The following is a 20,790-nucleotide window of genomic DNA, read 5'->3' on the forward strand; positions in this document are numbered from 1 at the left end:
CCCACCCGTGACACGCTGACGGCGTGGCCCACCGGGTGAGCGACCGCCCGCCGTCGGCGGCGACGCTGCGGCGGCTGGAGCGTGCCTCCGGGGCGATCGCGACCCGGGCCGTGGCCCGCATGGACGAGGACCTCCCCTGGTTCCGCACCATGCCCGCCGACCAGCGCTCCTGGGTCATGCTGGTCGCGCAGGCCGGCATCGCCTCGCTGGTCGAGTGGTGCCGCTCCCCCGACCGTCCGCCCCGGCTGACCGGCGAGGTGTTCGGCGCCGCCCCCCGCGACCTCGTCCGGGCCGTGCCGCTCAAGCAGACCGTCGACCTGGTCAAGGTCACCGTCGAGGTCATGGACGACCACGTCGAGTCCGTCGCCGAGCCCGGGGACGCCGACGTGCTCCGCATGGCCGTGCTGCAGTTCAGCCGCGAGGTCGCCTTCGCCACCGCGCACGTCTACGCCACCTTCGCCGAGAACCGCGGCGCGTGGGACGCCCGGCTGGAGGCGCTCGTCGTCGACGCGCTGGTGCGCGGCGAGCACTCCGAGGAGCTGCCCGGCCGGGCGGCCGCCCTCGGCTGGGCGGCCACCAGCCCCGTCGTCGTCCTGGTCGGCGCGGCCCCCGGTGACGGCGACACGCACGCCGCCGTCCGCCGGGCCGCGCGCGCCCACCACTGCGAGGTGCTGGTCGGGGTGCACGCCGACCAGCTCGTCGTCGTCCTCGGCGGTGCCGATGACGTGACGACGGCGACCGACCGGGTGGCCGAGGAGTTCGGGCCCGGCCCGGTGGTGCGCGGCCCGGTGGTCGACCGGCTCAGCGCCGCCGGCGGGTCGGCGGCGGCCGCGCTGGCCGGGTGGCGGGCCGCCCGGGCCTGGGCCGGCGCCCCGCGCCCGGTTCCCTCCGACGCCCTGCTGCCCGAGCGGGCCCTCGACGGTGACCCGCTGGCCCGGGCGGCGCTGACCGAGCGCGTCGTGCGGCCGCTGCGGACCGCCGGCGGCGGGGTGCTCGAGACGGTGCGCGCCGTCCTGGCCGGCGGCGGCAACCTGGAGGCGAGCGCCCGGGCGCTGTTCGTGCACCCCAACACCGTCCGGTACCGGCTCAAGCGGGCCGCGGAGCTGACCGGGCAGGTGGCGACCGATCCCCGCGGCGCGTGGACGCTGCAGGTCGCGCTGGCCCTCGCCGACCTCGATGGCGGCCGCTCGCTCTGGCACTGAGGAAGGACCCTCCTGCCCCCACCGCTCGCCAGCTCGCGGCGGGCCCCTGCCGGAGGGCCACCCCGCGGACCGCACGCGGACCGTGTGGTATCCACCACGGAAAGGCGCCTCGGCAGCCTTCCACGGCCTCCGGATTGTGGAGACCCTCCAAAGGGCGGTGGTGACCTTTCGTTCCGGACACCACCGCAGGGCACCGGAACGCCTGGCACGGTGAATGGGTGCTCGCCGTCCTCGCCCCCGGTCAGGGTGCCCAGAAGCCCGGCATGCTCACCCCCTGGCTGGAGCTCCCGGGCGCGGAGTCCTTCTTCCGCTGGGCCGGCGCGATCGCCGACGCCGACCTGCTGACCCTGGGCACCACCGGCGACGCCGAGGCCATCAAGGACACCGCGGTCACCCAGCCGCTGGTCGTCGCGATGAGCCTGTTCGTCGCCCGCGAGCTCGACGGCCTGCCCGGCCCGGTCGCGCACACCCCGCAGACCGGCCGCGACGTCGCCATCGCCGGGCACAGCGTCGGCGAGCTCACCGCCGCCGCGCTGGCCGGCGTGCTGAGCGTCGAGGCCGCCATCGCGCTGACCGCCGTCCGCGGCCGGGCGATGGCCCGCGCGTGCGCGCTCACCCCGACCGGCATGTCCGCCGTCCTGGGCGGCGACCCCGACGAGCTGGCCGCGGCGCTGGAGCAGCACGGGCTGAGCGCGGCCAACCTCAACGGCGGCGGCCAGGTCGTCGTCGCCGGGCCGCTCGAGGGCCTGGCCGCGCTGAAGGCCGCACCGCCGGCCAAGGCGCGCGTCGTGCCGCTGTCGGTGGCCGGCGCGTTCCACACCGCCTACATGGCCCCCGCCCGCGAGGAGCTCGAGGGCCTCGTCGGCGGGCTGCGGCCGGCCGACCCGAGCCGCCTGCTGCTGTCCAACGCCGACGGCGCCGCGGTCGACTCCGGTGCCGAGGCGCTGTCCCGCCTGGTCACCCAGGTCACCAGCCCGGTGCACTTCGACGCCTGCCTGGCCACCCTGCGCGAGCTCGGCGTGACCGCCGCCCTCGAGCTCCCGCCGGCCGGCGCGCTGGCCGGTCTGGCCAAGCGGGAGTGGAGCAACGACGGCGTCGAGGTGCTGGCGCTGTCGGGCCCCGGCGACCTCGACCGGGCCCGCGCGCTCATCGACGCCGCCCGCACCCGACCCGAGGCCCAGCACCTGCCCGACTGGCGGGTCGTCGTCTCCCCCGTCCGCGGGACGGTCAGCCCCGCCGACGTCGCCGAGGGCACCCGGCTGCCCGCCGGCACCCCCCTGGGCCGCGTCCGCAGCCGCCGCGGGGAGGCCGACGTCACCGCCGGCTACGACGGCGTCCTCGCCGAGTGGCTGGTCCAGGACGGCGACCTCGTCGACGCCGGGGACCCGCTGGCCCGTCTCTACCCGGAGGTCTCCGCGTGAGCATCCAGATCAGGCAGGGCGCCCCCGGCGCACGGATCCTCGGCCTGGGCGCCTACCGGCCCCGCCGCCGGGTGACCAACGACGAGCTCGCGCAGGTCATGGACACCAACGACGAGTGGATCCGGACCCGCGTCGGCATCGTCGAGCGCCGCTGGGCCGAGAAGGACGAGACCCTGGTGGAGATGGCCGTCGCCGCCGGCGGCAAGGCCCTCGCCGCCAGCGGCCTGGACCCCGACGAGGTCGACCTGGTGGTCCTCGCCAGCGCCAGCCTGCGCGACCCCATCCCCGGGATCGGCCCGCAGGTCGCCCACCGCCTGGGCATCCCGCGGCCCGGCGCGTTCGACCTCAACGCCGGGTGCGCCGGGTTCTGCTACGCCCTGGGCGTCGTCTCCGACGCGATCCGGGCCGGGTCGGCGCGCAACGCCCTGGTGGTCGGCGTCGAGCGGCTCACCGACGTCACCGACCTCGCCGACCGCTCCACCGCGGTGATCTTCGCCGACGGCGCCGGCGCCGCGGTGGTGGGCGCGGCCGAGCAGCCGGGCATCGGCCCGGTCGTGTGGGGCAGCGACGGCGACCAGTACAACGCCATCGAGATCGCCGCCGGCACCGGCACGATGACCATGGCCGGGCAGGCGGTCTACCGCTGGGCCACCACCCGGCTCACCGAGACGCTGGAGGAGGCGATGGAGGCCGCCGGCGTCGGCCCGGCCGACATCGACGTCTTCGCGCCGCACCAGGCCAACCTGCGCATCGTCGAGTCGATGACCAGGAAGCTCGGCTTCGGCGAGGACACCGTCGTCGCCCGCGACATCGTGCACTCGGGCAACACCTCGGCGGCGTCGGTCCCGCTGGCGCTCACCGCGCTGCTGGAGTCCGGTGAGGCCAGGAGCGGCGACGTCGCCCTCGTCCTCGGGTACGGCGCGGGCCTGACCTTCGCCGGCCAGGTGCTCACCCTGCCCTGAGCAGGGCCGCCGGCGCCCCACAGACACCCGGACTCCCCGGGCCCGACGGCGGGCACGCCCCGCCTCCACCGAGAGAGAGGACCCCTCGTGAGCGAGGACATCCAGGCAGGTCTGGCAGAGATCCTGGAGGAGGTCGCCGGGGTCGCCCCCGCCGACGCCACCCCGGAGAAGTCGTTCACCGAGGACCTCGACGTCGACTCGCTGTCGATGGTCGAGATCGCCACGGCCGTCGAGGACAAGTTCGGGGTGGCCATCCCCGACGACGAGCTGGGCAACATCAAGACCGTCGGCGACGCCATGGACTACATCCAGAAGAACCGCGGCTGAAGAAGGACCCCCCTGCCCCACCGCTCGCGAGCTCGCAGCGGGACCCTGCAGGGGGGGGGCACCCGGCCACCCGGCCGCACCCGTCCCCAGGAGGAACCCGTCATGACCGATGTCGTCGTCACCGGCCTCGGTGCCACCACGCCGCTCGGCAGCGACGTCGCCAGCTCCTGGGACGCGCTGCTGGCCGGGCGGTCGGGGGTCAGCCGCATCACCGACGACTGGGCGAAGGAGTTCCCCGCCCAGCTCGTCGCCCGCCTGGCCACCGAGCCCGCCGAGCAGCTCGACCGGGTGCGCGCCCGGCGGCTCGACCGCAGCCAGCAGGTCGCGGTCATCGCCGCCGAGCAGGCCTGGGCGGAGTCCGGCGCGGCGGACGCCGGGGTCGACCCGCTGCGCATCGCCGTCGTCTTCGGCACGGGGATCGGCGGCGCGCTGACCCTGCTCGGCCAGGACGACATCCTGGAGGAGAAGGGCCCCAAGCGGGTCTCCCCCTTCACCATCCCCATGCTCATGCCGAACGGCCCGGCCGCCGCGGTCGGCCTGTCGATCGGCGCCAGGGGCGGCGTGCACGCGCCGGTCAGCGCCTGCGCCTCCGGCGCGGAGGCCATCCGCTGGGGCCTGGACCTGCTGCGCTTCGACCGCGCGGACGTCGTCCTCGTCGGCGGGACCGAGGCCTGCATCCACCCGCTGCCCATGGCCGGGTTCTCCTCGATGCGCGCGATGAGCACCCGCAACGACGAGCCCGAGCGCGCCTCGCGGCCCTTCGACAAGGCCCGCGACGGCTTCGTGCTCGGCGAGGGCGCCGCCGCGCTCGTGCTCGAGCGGGCCGACGCGGCGCGGGCGCGGGGCGCGCACGTGCACGCCCGGGTCGCCGGCGCCGGCGCCACCGCCGACGGCTACGACCTCGTCGCCCCCCACCCCGAGGGCGAGGGCGCCGGGCGGGCGATCGCCGCGGCCATCCGCGACGCCGGGCTGACCCCGGCCGACATCGGCCACGTCAACGCCCACGCCACCTCCACGCCGGTCGGCGACACCGCCGAGGCCGCGGCCATCCGCAGCTCGATCGGCGAGCACGTGCTCGTCAGCGCCACCAAGAGCCAGACCGGCCACCTCCTGGGCGCCGCCGGGGCGCTGGAGTCGGTGTTCACCATCCTCGCGCTGCGCGACCAGGTCGTCCCGGCGACGGCCAACCTCGACGACCCGGACGACGACGCGGCCGTGCAGGCCCTCGACATCGTCCGCCGCGAGCCGCGCAAGGCCACGCTGACCGCCGCGGTGAACGACTCCTTCGGCTTCGGCGGCCACAACATCGCCCTGGTCTTCACCACCGCGTAGGCGACGCGCGCAGCACCCCGGCCCGGGCGGCCCGTGCCGCCCGGGCCGCCCCAGCACGCCCACGTCCGGCCCGTGGAGGTCCCGTGACCACGCTGCACGCCGCTCCCGCTCCCCCCGCCCTGGACCCGCGCGACCCCGAGGACCGCCTGCACCGCCTGTTCGACCCCGGCTCCGTGACGCTGATGACGCCGCGGGACACCTCGGGGGTCGTGGCGGCCCGCGGCACGGTCGCGGGCAGCCCGGTGGTGGCCTACTGCACCGACGCGACGGTGATGGGCGGCGCCATGGGGGTCGACGGCTGCCGGCACGTCGTCGACACCATCGACACGGCGCTGCGCGAGCGGGTGCCGGTCGTCGGCGTCTGGCACTCCGGCGGCGCCCGGCTGGCCGAGGGCGTCACCGCGCTGCACGCCGTGGGCGAGGTGTTCGCCGCGATGGTGCGCGCCTCCGGGCGGGTGCCGCAGGTCTCCGTCGTCCTCGGCCCGGCCGCCGGCGGCGCCGCCTACGGGCCGGCGCTCACCGACCTGGTGGTGATGGGCCCGGCCGGGCGGGTGTTCGTCACCGGCCCCGACGTCGTCCGCTCCGTCACCGGCGAGGACGTCGACATGGAGAGCCTCGGCGGCCCCGACACGCACGGCCGGCGCAGCGGGGTCGTGCACCTGGTCACCGACTCCGAGGACGCCGCGCTGCGGACCGCCCGCCAGGCGGTCGACCTGCTGGCCGCCCAGGGCCGGTTCGCCCCCGCCGCCGAGGAGCCCGACGTCGACCTGCGGGCGCTGCTGCCCGAGCGGGCCAACCGCGCCTACGACGTCCGGCCGCTGGTCGCCGCCGTGCTCGACGGGCCCGGCCTGGAGCTGCACCCGCGGTGGGCCCCCAACGTCGTCACCACCCTCGGCCGGCTCGCCGGGCGGACGGTCGGCGTGGTCGCCAACAACCCGCTGCGGCTGGGCGGCTGCCTGGACTCCGCCTCGGCGGAGAAGGCGGCGCGCTTCGTGCGGATGTGCGACGCGTTCGGCGTGCCGCTGGTGGTGCTCGTCGACGTCCCCGGGTACCTGCCCGGCGTCGGCCAGGAGTGGGACGGCGTGGTGCGGCGCGGCGCGAAGCTGCTGCACGCCTTCGCCGAGGCCGTCATCCCGCGGGTGACCCTGGTGACCCGCAAGGCCTACGGCGGGGCCTACATCGCCATGAACGCCCGCTCGCTCGGCGCCACCGCCGTCTTCGCCTGGCCGGGCGCGGAGGTGGCCGTCATGGGCGCCAAGGCCGCCGTCGGCATCCTGCACCGCAAGCAGCTGGCCGCGGTGCCGCACGCCGAGCGCGAGGCGCTGCACGCGCGGCTGGCGGCCGAGCACGAGCGGATCGCCGGCGGCGTCGACCGGGCGCTGCAGATCGGCGTCGTCGACGAGGTGGTCGAGCCCAGCCGCACCAGGCGGGCGCTGGTGGCGGCGCTGACGGGCGCCCCGGCCGGCCGCGGCGCGCACGGCAACATCCCGCTCTGACAGCGGTGTGCTGCTTGCTTGTCGGAGTAGGCCTGATGCATGCGGGCGTACTCGATGGATCTGCGTGAGCGCGTGGTGGCCGCGGTCGATGCGGGAATGAGACCCGGGGAGGCGGCGGCCCGATTCGATGTGTCGGTGCGGACCGTGGAGCGGTATGTGGCTCGGCGGCGAGTCACCGGCAGTCTGGCGCCGACCGAGCAGCGGCACGGGTCGGTGCCGGCGAAGCAGGACCGGGTGCAGGCGTGGCTGCCGGCCCGGCTGCGGCAGGCCGCGGATGCCACCCTGGCCGAGCACGCGGCCGCCTTCACCGCCGAGGTCGGCGGTGCGGTGTCGCTGGCGACGATGTCGCGGGCGATCGCCACCCTGCCGGCCGATGACCCGGCGCAGGCGGTGACCGCGGGCGGCCGGCAGCGGCGGCCGGGTCGGCCGTTGAAGGGAAAAGCCTGAGCGCCACCGAGCGCGATGAGACCGCGCGCGCCCAGTGGCGCACCGACATGAGCCCGGTCGATCCGGCGCGGTTGGTGTTCGTCGATGAGTGCGGCACGCACACCTCGATGACCCGCCGCCGGGCTCGAGCGGCGCGTGGGCAGCGGGCCCGCGGACGAGTGCCGCGCAACCGTGGGCCGGTGACCACCCTGCTGGCCGGGCTGAGCCTGACCGGCATGGCCCCGGCGATGACCGTGGAAGGCGGCACCGACACCGCGGTGTTCGCCACCTATCTCGAACACTTTCTGCTGCCGTCGCTGCACCCGGGCCAGGTCGTGGTGGTGGACAACGTCGGTGCGCACAAGCCCGACCGGATCCGCGCGCTGGTCGAGGCGGCCGGCTGCCTGCTGGTGTTCCTGCCGGCCTACTCACCCGACCTCTCGCCGGTCGAGGAGGCGTTCAGCAAACTCAAGACCTTCATCCGGGCGGCCGCTGCCCGGACCCGGGCGGCTCTCGACGCGGCGATTGCCGCCGCGCTGGCGGCGGTCACCGCCGCTGACGCCGCCGGCTGGTTTGCCCATGCCGGCTACCTGACCCGACAAGCAGCCTGATCACCGCTGTGAGGGGCGGCGCCACGATCAGGTGACCTGATCGTGGCGCGTCCTCCCCCACGGTGGACGGTGAGGGAGGACCCGCTCCGGTGAGGGAGGACGTCCGCGCCCGACGGACGTGGACGACCGAGAGGCCCGCCACCGCTGCAGCGGTGACGGGCCTCTCGTCCTGAGGCCGGCCGGACGCCGCTTCCCCGACGGCGTCCGGCCGACCTGGTCTGGAGCCTACGACGAGTTCCCGCAGGACCTCATCTCGTGTGCCCGGATCGTGACCTGCGGATTCGATTCCGGCGGCTCACACGACCTGGTGCAGCCACGTGACCGGGCTGCCGTCCCCGGCGTGCCGGTAGACCTCGAGATCGGCGTCCCAGGCCGCACCCAGCAGCTCGTCGACGCCGTGGCGGAACGCCTCGATGGAGGTCGCCGTGGCGGCCAGGTGGCGCAGCTGCTGCTCGGTGACGACGAGGTCGCCGTTGGCGCTCGTGGGCGCGCGGTAGACGCCGTACCCGGGCACGTAGGACATGCGCTCGCCGTCGTTGCCGTGGCTGGCTTCCTCGGTGACCTCGAAGCGCAGCATGGGCCACGCGCGCAGCGCGGCGACCAGCTTGGCGCCCGTCCCGGGGGCACCGGTCCAGGCGACCTCGGCACGGTAGGCACCGTGCGCCGCGGGCTGGTCGGCCCACGACAGGGAGACCGGCGCGCCGACGACGCGTTCGAGCGCCCACTCGACGTGCTGGCAGAGCGCCTTCGGGCAGGAGTGCACGAAGACGACACCCTGGGTAGACCGTCGCTGCACGAGGCACCTCCATCGACTCGATCGGTCTCGTCTTCCCCAACGGACGATCGATTCGGTGACAGGCTGTGGTCAGTGGCGGCGGACCAGGGGCTCCGGTGACAGTGTGCACGATGAGGTGCCCGTCGCGCCAGTGCGGATGAGACAGCTGTGCCGGATGTGACCGACGGGACCTCGGGCGTCACGGAAGTGCTGGTCAGCGCCATACCATGAGGGCGACCCAGCCGTCCATCCAGGGTGCGGGTCGGCCTGACCGTACACCGGAGCTGCCGCCACGGGTGGTCGCCGCAGGACGTGTCGCGGCCGGACACGATCGTTCCAGCGTCACGGTGAGTCATCGCCACACCGGCGGGGTCGTCACCGTGCGGGGTCGCCCACCCGTTCTCCGCCCGCCGTCCCGGCCCGGTGGGGAGGCAGCCCGGGCCCGCCGCGGCACCCGACCGCCGCCGTCGTCGGCCGGCGGCTCGTCCTCGGCCAGCACCTTCGTCCTCGGCCCGCACCTCCCGTCGGCCCCGGCCCCGGGTCGGCGAGGTGAGGGCGTGGGGCGGCGAGGAGTCCGGCTGCGGTGGGTAGGGGCCCGGCATGACCGAGGACGACCGCAGCCACACCCAACGGCAGGGGCTGGCCGACGCCGGCCGCGACGTCGTGGGGCCGATGGTGCTCGGCGCCTGGGACGCCTTCCTCGAGCAGGCCGCCGCCGTCGACCTCGACCGGCCGACCCGCCTGCCCGGCTGGCGGGCGCACGAGGTCTGCGTGCACCTGGGGGTCTGGCCCGACCACGCGGCGCTGGCCGGCCTGGTCGCCTCGGCGCGCGCCGGAGGCACGGGCACGCCGCCCGACGTCGACGCGACCAACGCGCGGGTGACCGCCGCCCACCGGGACGCCTCGCGGGCGGAGGTGCTGGCTGCCCTGCGGCGCAACCGGGAGGCCACCGTCGGCTACCTCGCCGACGAGCCGGCCTGGCTCGACACCGCGCCGGTGGTGTCGACGGTGGGCCGGCTGCCGATGCTGTCGGTGGTCCTCGGGCAGGCCTACGAGCTCGCCGTCCACGGCCTGGACCTCGTACCGCTGGGCGCTCCCCCACCGCCGCCGGAGGTGCTGCAGGCCGGCCTGGCCGCGCTCGCCGACGTCACCGGCGCGCTGGCCTCGTCCTCGGGGATCACCGGCGGCGCGGCGCTGGTCACCCCGGACGGCGGCTGGGCGTTCGCCGCCGCGGACGGCGGCTGGACCGTCCGGCGGCTCGACGGCGACGCCCGGCCCCGCGGCGCCGCCGTCGAGGCCCGCGCCGACGTGCTGCTGGAGGCCGCGTCGGGGCGCACCAACCCGGCCGCCGCACTCGTGCGCCGGCGACTGCGGGTGCACGACCTCGCGGGGCTGATGCAGCTCGCGCCGATCGTGGAGTCGGCGCCGGGCATCCCGGGCGGGCCGATCCTGGCGCTGGCCGCACGCACCGTCGGCGGGGCCGGCGATCTGCTCGGCCGGCTGCGCGGGCGCCGCTGACCGGCCCGCCCGGACGGGAGCTGCTAGCAGCCGCCGCCGAGGGAGACGCCGTACGCGCTCAGCCAGGGCACGGGGTTCACGCGGCTCGCGTAGAGGCCGCCCTGGTGCACCTCGAAGTGCAGGTGCGGGCCGGTGGACTGGCCCTTGTTGCCGACCTCGGCGATCTGCTGGCCGGGGCCGACCACCTGCCCGGCGGAGACGAAGAACCGGTTGACGTGGCCGTAGAGGGTGATCGTGCCGTCGTCGTGCTGGAGGTAGACGGCCTGGCCGAAGCCACTGGCCGGGCCGGCCTGCAGGACGACGCCGCCGGCGGGGGCGACGATCGGCGTCCCGATGGGGGCGGCGATGTCGACGCCGTAGTGCATGGTCCCCCACCGCGCGCCGTAGCAGGAGGTCACCCGGCCCGAGGTCGGGGCGATGCCGCCGCCGCTGGACTGCACGGTCAGCGCGGCCTGCTGCTCGGCCTGCTGCTGGGCGGCCCAGGCGGCCTCGGCGTCGGCGATGCCGCGCAGCCGGAGCAGCTCGGTCTCGGCGACGCGCAGCCGCTCGTCGAGCGCCGCCTTCTGGGCGGCGAGGGCGTCGTAGTCGGCCTGGGCACCGGCCAGCCGGGCGTCGGCGGCGGCCTGCGCCTCGGCGGCGGCGCGGGAGGCGGCGTCGCGCTCGGCCACGGCGGCGCGGGCCACGGCTTCGGCCTCGGCCTCCTGGGACTCGAGGAGCTCGAACTCCTCGAGGGTCTGCGCCCGCTGGGCGCCGAGGACGTCCAGGGTGGCGGCCCGCTCGAGCACCTCGCGGGGGCCCTCGCTGTCGAGCAGCACGGAGACTCCCCCGCTCAGGTCCCCCTGGCCGCCCATGTACGCCTCGCGGCCGAGCTCGACGACCTCGTCCTCGGCGGCGGCCACGGCGTCGCGGGCGGCCTGCAGCTCGGCGGCGGCGACGGCGGCCGCCTGCTGGGCGGAGGCCAGCTCGGCCCGGGCGACGAGCGCCGCGTCGGCGGCGGCCTCGGCCTCCACCGTCATCCGCTGCAGCTGCTCCTCCGCGGCGGTGACCTCGCCCTGGATCCGGCCGACCTCGGCGACGAGGTCGCGCTCGGCGGCCTCCGCGGCGGCGACGTCGTCCCGCGGGTCGGCCAGCGCGGAGGCCGGGGACGAGAGGAGGAGTCCCCCCACGGCGCCGGCGGCGAGCACGGCGCGGCGGAGCCGACGGGACGGGGCGGGGCGGGTGCCCGGGGCGGTCCGGTGGCGCAGGGTCGCCAAGGGGCGCGTCTCCGTTCGTCGCGGCCGCCTCCGGGTCGGCGGGCGCCCCGCAGGGCACGCCGCTGCCCACGTCCGGCGTCCGCGGGCGCGACCGATCCGGGGACTCCCACGGGTCCCCGGTCCCCCGGCACGCGGGCCGGGGCGGTCAGGCGGGGCCCGGCCGGTGCCCTCGGTGCGAGGCGCTGGAGCCGGCTGGGCCGCAGGCGAACGTACTACGGCCCCCACCAGCCACATCACGAACGGGTGACGATGACGGCGCGCCTGTGTGCGTCCTCGCCTTCCTGACCTGCGGGTCTCACGAGGCGTTCCGATGGCCGCACCATCCGCGACGACCGCGGCTCACGGCCCGTCGTCCCCCCGGCGTGCCGCGCCTCACAGGTCGGTCACAGGAACGGCGGGCACCCTGGCCGACCGGAACGGCTCGGCGCAGGAGGAACCACATGGACGACGTCACCGCAGGGCAGGTCCCGCCGATGCGGGCCGGCGACAGCGACCGGGCGGCCACGGTGCACCGGCTGCAGGACGCCGTCGCCCAGGGGCGGCTCACGCCGGACGAGGGCAGCGAGCGCATGGCCGCCGCCTTCGCCGCGGTGCACCTGCACGACCTGCCCCGGCTGACCGCCGACCTGCCGCCCGTGACGGCAGCCGCCGCCACCCCGGCGACGGCGCCGGGCTGGGGCCCGCTGGGGCTCATGGCGTGGGAGCAGGTGCGCGCGACCGTGACCGGCGCCCGGACCGGCGGCCCGGCGGCGCTCCGGCTCGCGCTGGCCGCGGCGGCCGCGCTGCTGCTGCTGGTCCTGCTCGGCTCGCTGGTGCTGCACGGCCTGTTCGACGGCGGTCCCGGCCCAGGCCCCGGCCCCGGCCGGGGCCACGGCCCCCGCTGAGCGCAGGTCAGCCCACCGGCGTGGCCGAGCCGTCGGCCCACACGACCAGGCCGGTGCGGCCCGGGCGGCGGGCCAGCCAGCGGGCGGCGTCGCGGCCCTGCACGTAGGCCGCCGTCGCGTCGACGTCGGCGTCGGTGAGCGACCCGGCCACGACCGTCACCGACGCGACGCCCGACGGCGGCCGGCCGGTGCGCGCGTCGACCAGGTGCTGCCCGCGGTGGGCGGTGCCGGAGGTGGCCACCGCGCCGGTGCGCACGGGGACCCGGGCAATGAGCCGGCGCGGGTCGCGCGGGTCCTCGATGCCGATCCGCCAGGGGGCGGCGTCGGGGTCGAGCGTGCGGCAGAGCAGGTCGCCGCCGGCGTTGAGCGCGAAGTCGGTGTCGGGCAGCGCGCGCAGCGGCCCGGCCGCCCGCTCGGTGGCCCAGCCCTTGACGACGCCGCTGGGGTCGAGCACCTCCGCGCCGTCCGGGCCGCGCCGCCGGACGCGGAAGGCGCCACCGCTGTCGCGCTCGGCGGCGTCACCGATGGCGAGCACCTCGGCGACCTCGGGCGGGCAGTCGTCGAGGGCCAGCTCGCCGCGGGCCAGGCGGGAGACCACCGAGTCGGCGCGCCAGGTGCTGAAGACGCGGTCGGCCTCCCGCAGGACCGCCACCGCCTCGGCCCACGCGGCCCGGCCGGCGGCGTCGTCGGCGTGCCGTCCGCGCAGGGCCAGGCTGATCGGCAGCCCCATCACCTGCTCGACGTGCCGGGTGAGGGCGGCGGTCACAGCCCCGCCTCGTCGAGGGCGCCCTGCAGCGACTCGAGGTAGCCCTCGCTGGTGTAGGTGGCGCCGCTGACCATGTCGACGTCGGCGCTCTGGGCGTCGAGCGTCTCCTGCACCAGCTGCGGGACGGCCTGGGCGTTGATCTGCCGGTCGCGGCCGTTCTCGGTCGGGTACTCGACCACCTCGACGTCGGTGATGACGCCGTCGGCCACGGTGACCTGCACCTGCACCGGCCCCCAGCGGGTGTCCACCGACGGCCCGGTCACGGTGACCGCGCCGCTGGTGTCGGTCGTGGTGCCGCCCGTCGTGCCGCCGTCGGTCGTGCCGCCGACCGGCGCGGCCTGCACCACCGTGCTCGCGGCCGGCGTGGACGACGTCGACGTCGGGTAGCCGAACAGCAGGACCACCCCGGTCACGGTGCCGGCGAACCACAGGACGATGCGGCGCACCCCGCTCACCACCCGAAGCTCTCGACGTGGCAGCGCGCGGCGGGCAGGCCCGCGGCCTCGGCGCTGCGGCGGACGTCGTGGGCCCAGCCCTCCGGACCGCAGACGTAGACGTCGCGGTCGGCGACGTCGGGCACCCAGGCACGGAGGACGGCGGCGTCGTCGCCCGGGGGCGTGCCGGCGCCCAGCCAGGAGCCCGGCGCGCGCCGGTGACCGGGCAGGAGGAGCACCCGCAGGCCCCGCTCGGCGGCGAGGACGGCGAACTCCGACTCGAACAGCGGACGCCCGGTGAAGCGGTAGAGCAGCGTGGCCTCGCCCGGGGCGTAGGGCAGGGCCTCGGCGAGGGCGCGCAGCGGGGCGACGCCCACCCCGGCGCCGACGAGGAGCACCTTGGGGCGGGTGCGGGCGCGGGCACTGAGCCGGCCGTGCGGGCCCTCGACCAGGGCGCGCGTGCCCGGGCGCAGGGAGGCGAGCGCGGCGCTGCCGTCGCCGGAGTCCTTGACCGTGATCCGCAGGCTGCGCCCGTCGGGGGCCGCCGACAGCGAGTACGGGTGCGCGCGCGTCCAGCCGGGGCCGGTGAGGAAGCGCCAGGTGAGGAACTGCCCGGCCTCGACCGGGAGGTGGCCGAGGTCGCGGCCGGTGAGGTACACCGACACGACGCCGTCGCCCTCGGGCACCACGGAGGTGACCCGCAGGCGGTGCCGGGCGCTGCGCGTCAGCGGCAGCGCGATCCGCCACACGAGGACGGCGACGGCGGCGGCCGCCCACAGGCCCCACCAGTAGACGGTGCGGGCGGTCGAGGCCAGGAAGTCCTGGCCGGTCCACAGCTGGTGGGGCAGGGCGAGGCCCACGCCGAGGTAGGCGTAGAGGTGGATCAGGTGCCAGGACTCGTAGCGCAGCCGGCGGCGGGCGGCGCGCACGCTGGTGACGACGACTATCACCAGGCAGGCGGTGCCGGCGACGGCCAGCAGCATGCCGGGGTAGTCGGTGGTGAGCTCCCAGAAGGTGGCCGGCGCCCGCGTCAGCTCACCGGCGGCGTAGCCCCAGGTGATCAGGACGACGTGACCGACCATGAGGTCGAACGACGTGAAGCCGGTCAGCCGGTGCAACCGGGCGAGCCGGTCCTGGCCGAAGGCGCGCTCGAGCACGGGGATGCGGGCCATCAGCAGGACCTGCACCAGGAGCAGGTCGGAGGCCAGCAGGCCGGTGAGGCGGCCGGCCGACTCCAGGCCCGACCCCCAGGCGGTAAGGTCCGCGAGGCCGCCGCCGGTGGCCCACCACCAGGTGACCAGGGCCAGGCCGGCCCAGAGCAGGACGGTGGCACCGGTGCGGACGGCGGCGTCGGTGCGCGCCCGGGGATCCCTCCCGGGGACGGCGGGCACGGTCGCCGGGAGGGGTGCCGCCACGGTGGTCGTCACGCGCTGTCCCCGGCGGTCCCGTCCGTCGTGCCGCCGTCGGTCGTGCCGTCGTCGAGGCCGGGCGGGGTGTCGCCGAAACCGGGCGGGACACCCTGACCGAAGTCGGGGCGTCCGCCGGAGAAGCCGTCGCCGTCCGGGTCGGTGGTGCCGTCCTGCCGGACGACCGAGGTGGAGCCGTCGTCCCCCGTGGTGGTCTCGGCCAGGGCGAAGCCGCCGACGCCGCCGACGGCGAGCAGCGCGGCGGCCGCGGCGCCGACCGCGGCCCGCTGCCGCAGCCTGGCGGGCAGCCGCCGGCGAGGCGTCCCGCCGGCGGCTGCGGCACCCGTGGGGAGTTCCTCCGTCGGCGCGGTGGCGGCAGCCGGCGCCTGGACCGTCGTGGACGAGCCGGGGACGGGCGACGGCGTGGCCGGGCTGTGCTCGGGGTGCCAGGCGGGGGCGCCCGAGGGCTCCCAGCGGTTGCCGCTCAGGTCGTGCTGCTCGTTCACGGTGCTCCTCGTGGTCTGGGGAGCTCTCACGGTGGCGGCCGGAGCTGGGGTGCGGCCGCGCGGTTGCTGTGAGTCGCCTGGACGCCACGGGCATCCGCCGGTCCGCGTCTGGCAGGCTGGGCGGCGCTCGTCAGGGGCGGTAGCTCAGCCGGTCAGAGCATGGGACTCATAATCCCTGGGTCGTGGGTTCGAGCCCCACCCGCCCCACCGTTATAAGTGCAGGTCAGCGGCCTATAGCAAGATCGTCGATCTTGACGGTGGGGCCCCGTGCCCACACGGTGCCCACACTACATACCGTGACGTCTCGTGACAGAGGCCTCGGGGGCCGCATCCATACGCTCCGCGAGCGCGCCGAGGTCGTCGTCGAAGAGCCCGGAGTAGACGTCGAGGGTCATCGCCGCGGAGGCGTGACCGAGCATCCGCTGGACCGCCTTGACGTTCGCGCCGCTGGCCACCAGCAGGCTCGCGGCGGTGTGCCGGAGGTCGTGCGGGCTGAGGTCCTCAAGCCCGGCCGCCCTGGCCGCCGGGTCGAAGAACCGCCGCCGGAAGTTGCCCGAGCGCAGCACCGCGCCGCCCGGCGAGGTCAGGACGAGGTCGTCGCGGCCCTTGCGCTGGCAGCGTCGGGACAGCGGCTCGACGAGCACGCCCGGGATCGGCACGGTGCGCTGCTGGTGCGTCTTGGGTGTGCCGTACTCGACGGTGCCGCCGACCTCGGTGGCGCTCTCGGCGACGGTGAGCCGCTTGCGGAGGAAGTCGACCCGGCGGACCCGCAGGGCGGCCATCTCGCCGAACCGGAGCCCGGTGTAGGCGAGCAGCCGGACGACGTCGCCGTACTCCCCCGCCGCGTCGGCCAGCCGCTCCACCTCCTCGCGGGTGAGGAAGCGGGGGTCGGCGCGCCGGGCCCTCGGCAGCGGGACGCCGGCAGCCGGGTTGCGCGGGATGCGCCCGTCGCGGACGGCGAGAGTCAGGATGAGCGCGAGCACGCGGTGCGCCTGCCGCACCGTCGCGGGCGCGAGGCCGCTGCGGACGAGCTGGGCCACCCAGGCGGCGACCTCGGCATGGGTGATGTCGGCAAGCCGGTGCCGGCCCCAACGCGGCAGGAGCTGGGCCCGCAGCAGCGACCGGTAGCGGTAGAGCGTGCTGGGCTTGAGGCCCGTCTGCGCGACCAGCCACTGCTCCGCCCAGGCCTCGACCGTGACCCGGCCCCGCTCCGGCGCCGTCCAGGTCTGCGTGACGATCGCCGAGGTCTGCTCGTCGAGCCAGCGCTGGGCGTCGACCCTGCGCTTGAACCGCTTCTCGTGCTGCCGGCCGCCGGCGTCGCGGTACCGCGACCGGTAGCGCCTGCTGCCGTCGCTGAGCACGTCCACGGTGATGGTCCCTGCCATCAGGCGACCGTGCCCACGACTGGTCCCCGGGTCAACGCCGTCCTGCCGTCCTGGGGAGAAAGCGGCGCACCGGTGGACGGGTCGGTCACCGACGGTCGAGGGTCTCGGCGCGCTGCTGCGCGATCCAGTCGTGGAGGTCATCGCGGCAGTAGAGGACCCGGCGGCCCAGCCGGAAGCTGTGCGGGCCGGTGCCGAGGTGTCGCCAGTAGCGCAGGGTGGCGACGGGCGCGCGGACGAGCTCAGCAGCCTCGGTGATGGTAAGCAGCTCGGGCTCGCGGCCGGTGGCGGGCTGGGTCATGGCGGACTCCGGATCCGATCGGCTGGTGTGGGCCGTACGCCTGGAGAAGGCGCCTTGTTGAGGCGATTGGTGACAGCTCACGGCCAAGTTCTTCCGACCGTCTCCAGTCCTCCTCCGGTAGTCCTCCAGTACCTCTCGTGTGGAGCTCACGTCCCGCTACTGGAGACTCGCGGTCACCGTCCGAGGGACGGGCCGGCATCCCGACGACCGGCGGCGACCTCGTGGCGCCGCGGCTGCGGGCTACCGAATCCTGCCGCGGGAGCGGCCGGCCGCAGGGGGCTCGACTGGAACTGCCGGCGGTCGGCGTCTCGGGCTACGCGCCAGGCGTCGCGCTCTGCGGCGAGCCGGTCGGCCGACTGGGCGGCCAGGGCCGGATCTGCCTCCAGCTGGATGATGCGCACCCGTGCTGCGGCCAGCCCACGCTGGTCCGCGGCGATGTCGCGGTCGAGGTCGGCCAGCCTGCCCGCGAGGTCCGGGGTCCGACCGAGCGCGCCGAACCGGCTCAGCTCGTCCTCGCACCGGCGGACGGCCTCGGCCAGCGCGCGTCGCGCTCGGTCGTGCTCGCGTCGAGCAGCGTCGGCGGCCGCGCACAGCGCGGCGTGCTCGGGGTGGGCGTGCTCGGCGGCGCGCCGTGCGACAGCGTCGAACGCGGCGGCCAGCGCCGGCCGGTCGTCGGACCCGTCGGCGACCTGTGCGAGCCGGCCGGGGTCGGCGGGCATCTGCGGCAGGTAGGGGCGCCAGCGGTCGGCCCAACCGGCGAGCTGCGCTCCTGCGTGGGCGACGGCCGCCCGCCGCAGCCGGAGCCGGCCCGGGCCGTCGAGCACGACCCGGGCCGCAGCACGGGCTTCGTCGCGTTCGCCGTCCCAGCCGCCGAGCAGGTCCTCGCGGGTCTGCTCCGCCTGCGCCGCGACGGCTGAGCCGCTGACATCGACCTGCTGCGTGGCCCGTTCGGCGACGAGGGACGACCTCCGGCATTGGGCCTCGAGGGCTAGGAACTCGTCGGCGTGGCCGGCGTCGAGCGCGACGACCTCGCGCAGCCGGTCGCGCATCGGCTGCAACAGGGCAAGCCGGTCCAGGCAGCGCTGCTCTGCCGTCCACGCCTGATGCAGCTGCGCGAGGACCTGCTCGAGCGTGTGAGGAGGTGCGGCGTAGTGAGCGGCCTCGGCGGCGGCGAGCTGCGCGGCGTGGCCGGGGCCGAGGTCGGCGCGGTCGCGGTCGAAGACGGCGATCCACTGCTCCCGCGCATGCTCGAGATCGGTGGCGACCAGGTGGGCGGTGTTGGCGGCGCGGCCGCGGGTCATCCCGACATAGGCCGACGCCGCCCCGGTGTGCTCACCGACCACTAGGTGTCCGGTCAACACGGTGTCGCCCTGCGCGCCGTGCGCAGTGGAGGCATAGGCCAGCTCCACGTGTGAGCTGACGTAGCCGGCGGGCAGCACCCGTTGCTTCGTCTGCGCTGGGGTGACATGGGATGGCACCGGGGCGCCGTCTTCCACGGGTGGGGTGACGGTCAGCCGGCCATCGCGGTCGACCGCGGTGACGATCCAGGTGTCGCGATTGGCGACGGCCAGGTCGCGGTCGTTGCGGCGGGTGGCGACCCGGTCTCCAACTCCGATTCGCTGCCCGCTGCGGGTGGTGACGGTCCGGGTGTCGTCGACCTGTCCGTCGGTGACCAGCCGGTCGCGGATGGCGGCGGCCAGCTCGGCGGCCTGCTCGCGGGTGTCGACGACCACCGCCACCGGTTCACCGACCCTGTAGAAGGTGGCGGAGGTGGCGGCGAGGGCCTCCTGCAGCGCCGCGGCGTCGGAGTGCAGGCTGATCCGGCCGCGGATGGCCAGCGCGTCGAACACCGCGCGCGGGTCTTCGCCGGTGCGCATGGCCAGAGTCAGCTCGGCGTACTCAGCATCAGGCATCATCCGGCCGGCATCGTCGGTGCGGATGAAGCGGTGCACCGTGTCCAGCATCAGGTGGCCGGCCGGGTCGACCCGCTCGGCGGCGAGGTCCAGGACGCCGCCGCGGCCAACCGCGGCCAGCTGGTGGCGGTCACCGAGGAGCGCCAGCCGGGCGCCGGCCTCGTCGGCGATGGTCAGCAGCGCGCGGGCGGTGTCCTGGTCGATCATCCCGGCCTCATCGACGACCAGCAGGTCCCCGGAGCTGAGCCTGGCCCGGACCTCCGGCCCGGTGTATGTGCCACCGGTGAGGGGGTCGGCGTCACCGGCGGGCAACCGGGCCCAGACGCCGTCGTCAGTCCAGCGCCAGCCGTGCTAGAAGGCCAGCCACGCCGCCGACCCCGCCGCGGTGCCGACCTCCGCGGCGGCGACCCTGGCTGCCTTCAGTGTCGGGGTCACCACCATCAACCCGTGCCCGCGCGCATGCAGCATCGCCCAGGTGGTGGTCTTGCCCGCCCCGGCCGCCCCTTCGACGACGATCAGGGGCCGGTCACCGGCCAGCGTGGCGACCGCCGCGGCCTGCCCGGCGTCCAGCCGCCCGCGCACCGCAGCGGGCAGCACCGGCTCATCGACGCCGGCGGTCCCACCGCGGACGGCCAGGCGGTCGGTCAGCTCGGCCTCGACGTCGAGCACGGGCTGGGAGGTCCACGCGCGGATGTGCTCGGGCACCGCACCGGCACCGCCGTCGCGGTCCAGCAGCGGCACGCACCGGGCCATGGTGCGGGCGGTGAGGTCCTCGGCCAGCTCGATGCGGACTGCGCCGTCGGCGACGATGCCGGTGGCGGCGATCAGCTGCTCGACCTCGCCGCGGACATCGGCGGCGTTCCACGCGGAGCGACTCCCGGCCAGCCGGGTGAGCACGGCGCCCACCGCGGCTTCCCGGTCGAGGGTGCCCACCAGTGTCGGCGTGAGATCCACCGGTAAATCGCGGTCGCGATAACCGAGGGCGATCAGCTCGCCGACCCACCGGGTGGTGAGGTCGGCACCGGGCTGAGGGGTGACCTTGTCCGGGCGGCCTTCGGCCCACGCTCGCCTGTCCCAGGCCCGCCGCAGGCCCGGCCCGGGCGTCTGGCCGGGGTGCTCGATGGTCCAGTGGCGTTCGTAGCGGTCTAGGTTGCGGCCCTGGGCCGCCCGGGCGCTGAACGCCCCCACGTACTCGGCGATCTCCCGTATTTCTCCGGTGCCGTCGAGGGTGTAGCCGTGTGCGGCCAGCGCGGCGCGGAAGGGCGGGTCGCAGGCCACGGCGGCGTGTCCGATCCCGTTGATCGCGGCCAGTGAGTCACGGACCCCGACGGTGTGCAGCCCCCGCCACCGCCCGGCGGCGAACACCCGGGCGCTTATTTGCAGGTGCAGGTGCCGGTGCGGATCCCCGGCGCGGGAGGTGTAGTGCCGCACGGTCACCGCCTCCAGGCGCTCCACGGGTACCTGCACCTGCCCGCCGCGCGGGCCGACGCGGGTGGTGGCGTGCTGGGAGAGCCAGCCGATGATCTGGGTGGCGGCGCGGTCCTGGGCGGCGTCGTAGGCGGCGGCGATGTCCGGGTGCAGGGCGGCGGCCAGCGACCAGGACTTCGGCCCGTTGACCACCACCTCGACGAACCGCAGCGCGCGGTCGTCGGTGCGTAGCCGACCGCGCGGCTCGCCGGTGTCGGGGTCGGTGCCGGCCACCCACGCCTCGTAGCCATCCCCGGCCAGCGCAGCGACCTCGGTCACCCTGCCGTCGGCGGCGGTATAGCGGCGGGCGATACCGGCGCCCTCGGTGAGGTAGTGAGGTTTTCTCACCAGGCTTGACGGCCTGATTGGCGTCGTCGCTGGTCGCAGTCGAGGTTGTGGAGGAGGGCG

At 76.2% G+C, this 20,790-nt stretch carries 18 protein-coding genes, 1 tRNA gene and 1 pseudogene; 11 read left to right on the top strand and 9 right to left on the bottom strand.

Annotation, left to right across the window (positions count from 1 at the left end; all coding sequences use genetic code 11):
* Nucleotides 1-23: 23 nt before the first annotated feature.
* The 8 genes from ACU616_RS00200 to ACU616_RS00235 all read left to right on the top strand — a co-directional run bounded on the left by ACU616_RS00200 (nucleotide 24) and on the right by ACU616_RS00235 (nucleotide 7,777).
* On the top strand, nucleotides 24-1,202 hold the full coding sequence (locus ACU616_RS00200; RefSeq protein WP_446756486.1) for a PucR family transcriptional regulator: 1,179 nt from the start codon (nucleotides 24-26) through the stop codon (nucleotides 1,200-1,202).
* 218 nt (nucleotides 1,203-1,420) lie between these two features.
* Nucleotides 1,421-2,623: an acyltransferase domain-containing protein gene (locus ACU616_RS00205; RefSeq protein WP_446756487.1), complete on the top strand. Its 1,203-nt coding sequence runs from the start codon at nucleotides 1,421-1,423 to the stop codon at nucleotides 2,621-2,623.
* A complete protein-coding gene (locus ACU616_RS00210; protein ID WP_446756488.1) occupies nucleotides 2,620-3,585 on the top strand; it encodes a beta-ketoacyl-ACP synthase III in 966 nt (321 codons plus the stop codon). The genes ACU616_RS00205 and ACU616_RS00210 overlap by 4 nt, the downstream gene beginning before the upstream one ends.
* 87 nt (nucleotides 3,586-3,672) lie before the next feature.
* Nucleotides 3,673-3,912: an acyl carrier protein gene (locus ACU616_RS00215; RefSeq protein ID WP_446756489.1), complete on the top strand. Its 240-nt coding sequence runs from the start codon at nucleotides 3,673-3,675 to the stop codon at nucleotides 3,910-3,912.
* 102 nt (nucleotides 3,913-4,014) lie between these two features.
* Nucleotides 4,015-5,244, top strand: coding sequence for a beta-ketoacyl-[acyl-carrier-protein] synthase family protein (locus tag ACU616_RS00220; protein WP_446756490.1), 1,230 nt, complete (start codon nucleotides 4,015-4,017; stop codon nucleotides 5,242-5,244).
* 83 nt (nucleotides 5,245-5,327) lie between these two features.
* Entirely contained in the window at nucleotides 5,328-6,740 is a 1,413-nt protein-coding gene (locus tag ACU616_RS00225; protein ID WP_446756491.1) for an acyl-CoA carboxylase subunit beta, read from the top strand.
* A 54-nt stretch (nucleotides 6,741-6,794) separates the two neighbouring features.
* Nucleotides 6,795-7,187 (top strand): hypothetical protein, encoded by a 393-nt coding sequence (locus ACU616_RS00230; RefSeq protein ID WP_446761436.1) that lies wholly within the window; start codon nucleotides 6,795-6,797, stop codon nucleotides 7,185-7,187.
* Entirely contained in the window at nucleotides 7,184-7,777 is a 594-nt protein-coding gene (locus ACU616_RS00235) for an IS630 family transposase (protein ID WP_446761437.1), read from the top strand. The genes ACU616_RS00230 and ACU616_RS00235 overlap by 4 nt, the downstream gene beginning before the upstream one ends.
* Nucleotides 7,778-8,072: 295 nt before the next feature.
* Here ACU616_RS00235 and ACU616_RS00240 read toward each other — a convergent pair whose 3' ends face one another.
* Nucleotides 8,073-8,573 carry a DUF3145 domain-containing protein gene (locus ACU616_RS00240; protein WP_446756492.1) on the bottom strand — a complete coding sequence of 167 codons (501 nt, stop codon included), beginning with the start codon at nucleotides 8,571-8,573 and terminating at the stop codon, nucleotides 8,073-8,075.
* 579 nt (nucleotides 8,574-9,152) lie between these two features.
* On the opposite strand from ACU616_RS00240, the gene ACU616_RS00245 reads away from it, so the two are divergent.
* Complete coding sequence (locus ACU616_RS00245) at nucleotides 9,153-10,070, top strand: maleylpyruvate isomerase family mycothiol-dependent enzyme (protein WP_446756493.1); 918 nt, start codon at nucleotides 9,153-9,155, stop codon at nucleotides 10,068-10,070.
* A 23-nt stretch (nucleotides 10,071-10,093) separates the two neighbouring features.
* On the opposite strand, the gene ACU616_RS00250 is transcribed toward ACU616_RS00245, so the two are convergent.
* Nucleotides 10,094-11,323 (bottom strand): M23 family metallopeptidase, encoded by a 1,230-nt coding sequence (locus ACU616_RS00250; RefSeq protein WP_446756494.1) that lies wholly within the window; start codon nucleotides 11,321-11,323, stop codon nucleotides 10,094-10,096.
* 440 nt (nucleotides 11,324-11,763) lie between these two features.
* On the opposite strand from ACU616_RS00250, the gene ACU616_RS00255 reads away from it, so the two are divergent.
* The gene (locus ACU616_RS00255; RefSeq protein ID WP_446756495.1) at nucleotides 11,764-12,207 is read left to right on the top strand and encodes a DUF1707 SHOCT-like domain-containing protein; all 444 of its coding nucleotides are present in this window, start codon (nucleotides 11,764-11,766) and stop codon (nucleotides 12,205-12,207) included.
* Nucleotides 12,208-12,214: 7 nt separating this feature from the next.
* Here ACU616_RS00255 and ACU616_RS00260 read toward each other — a convergent pair whose 3' ends face one another.
* From ACU616_RS00260 to ACU616_RS00275, 4 genes are read right to left on the bottom strand one after another with little or no spacing between them, the layout of a single operon-like run.
* Entirely contained in the window at nucleotides 12,215-12,973 is a 759-nt protein-coding gene (locus ACU616_RS00260; RefSeq protein ID WP_446756496.1) for an FAD:protein FMN transferase, read from the bottom strand.
* Nucleotides 12,970-13,428, bottom strand: coding sequence for an FMN-binding protein (locus ACU616_RS00265; protein WP_446756497.1), 459 nt, complete (start codon nucleotides 13,426-13,428; stop codon nucleotides 12,970-12,972). The genes ACU616_RS00260 and ACU616_RS00265 overlap by 4 nt, the downstream gene beginning before the upstream one ends.
* Nucleotides 13,425-14,834 carry a ferredoxin reductase family protein gene (locus ACU616_RS00270; protein WP_446756498.1) on the bottom strand — a complete coding sequence of 470 codons (1,410 nt, stop codon included), beginning with the start codon at nucleotides 14,832-14,834 and terminating at the stop codon, nucleotides 13,425-13,427. The genes ACU616_RS00265 and ACU616_RS00270 overlap by 4 nt, the downstream gene beginning before the upstream one ends.
* Nucleotides 14,831-15,319, bottom strand: a complete 489-nt coding sequence (locus ACU616_RS00275; protein ID WP_446756499.1) for a hypothetical protein — start codon at nucleotides 15,317-15,319, stop codon at nucleotides 14,831-14,833. Before ACU616_RS00275 ends, ACU616_RS00270 begins: the two co-directional genes overlap by 4 nt.
* 133 nt (nucleotides 15,320-15,452) lie before the next feature.
* Here ACU616_RS00275 and ACU616_RS00280 point away from each other — a divergent pair.
* Nucleotides 15,453-15,526 (top strand) — tRNA-Ile (locus ACU616_RS00280).
* 80 nt (nucleotides 15,527-15,606) lie between these two features.
* On the opposite strand, the gene ACU616_RS00285 is transcribed toward ACU616_RS00280, so the two are convergent.
* The 3 genes and pseudogenes from ACU616_RS00285 to mobF all read right to left on the bottom strand — a co-directional run bounded on the left by ACU616_RS00285 (nucleotide 15,607) and on the right by mobF (nucleotide 20,769).
* Entirely contained in the window at nucleotides 15,607-16,704 is a 1,098-nt protein-coding gene (locus ACU616_RS00285) for a tyrosine-type recombinase/integrase (protein WP_446756500.1), read from the bottom strand.
* A gap of 85 nt (nucleotides 16,705-16,789) precedes the next feature.
* Entirely contained in the window at nucleotides 16,790-17,002 is a 213-nt protein-coding gene (locus ACU616_RS00290) for a helix-turn-helix transcriptional regulator (RefSeq protein WP_446756501.1), read from the bottom strand.
* A gap of 173 nt (nucleotides 17,003-17,175) precedes the next feature.
* Nucleotides 17,176-20,769 (bottom strand): annotated as a pseudogene (gene mobF / locus ACU616_RS00295) (MobF family relaxase).
* Between the last annotated feature and the right edge of the window lie 21 nt (nucleotides 20,770-20,790).

Source organism: Geodermatophilus sp. URMC 62 (assembly GCF_052931475.1).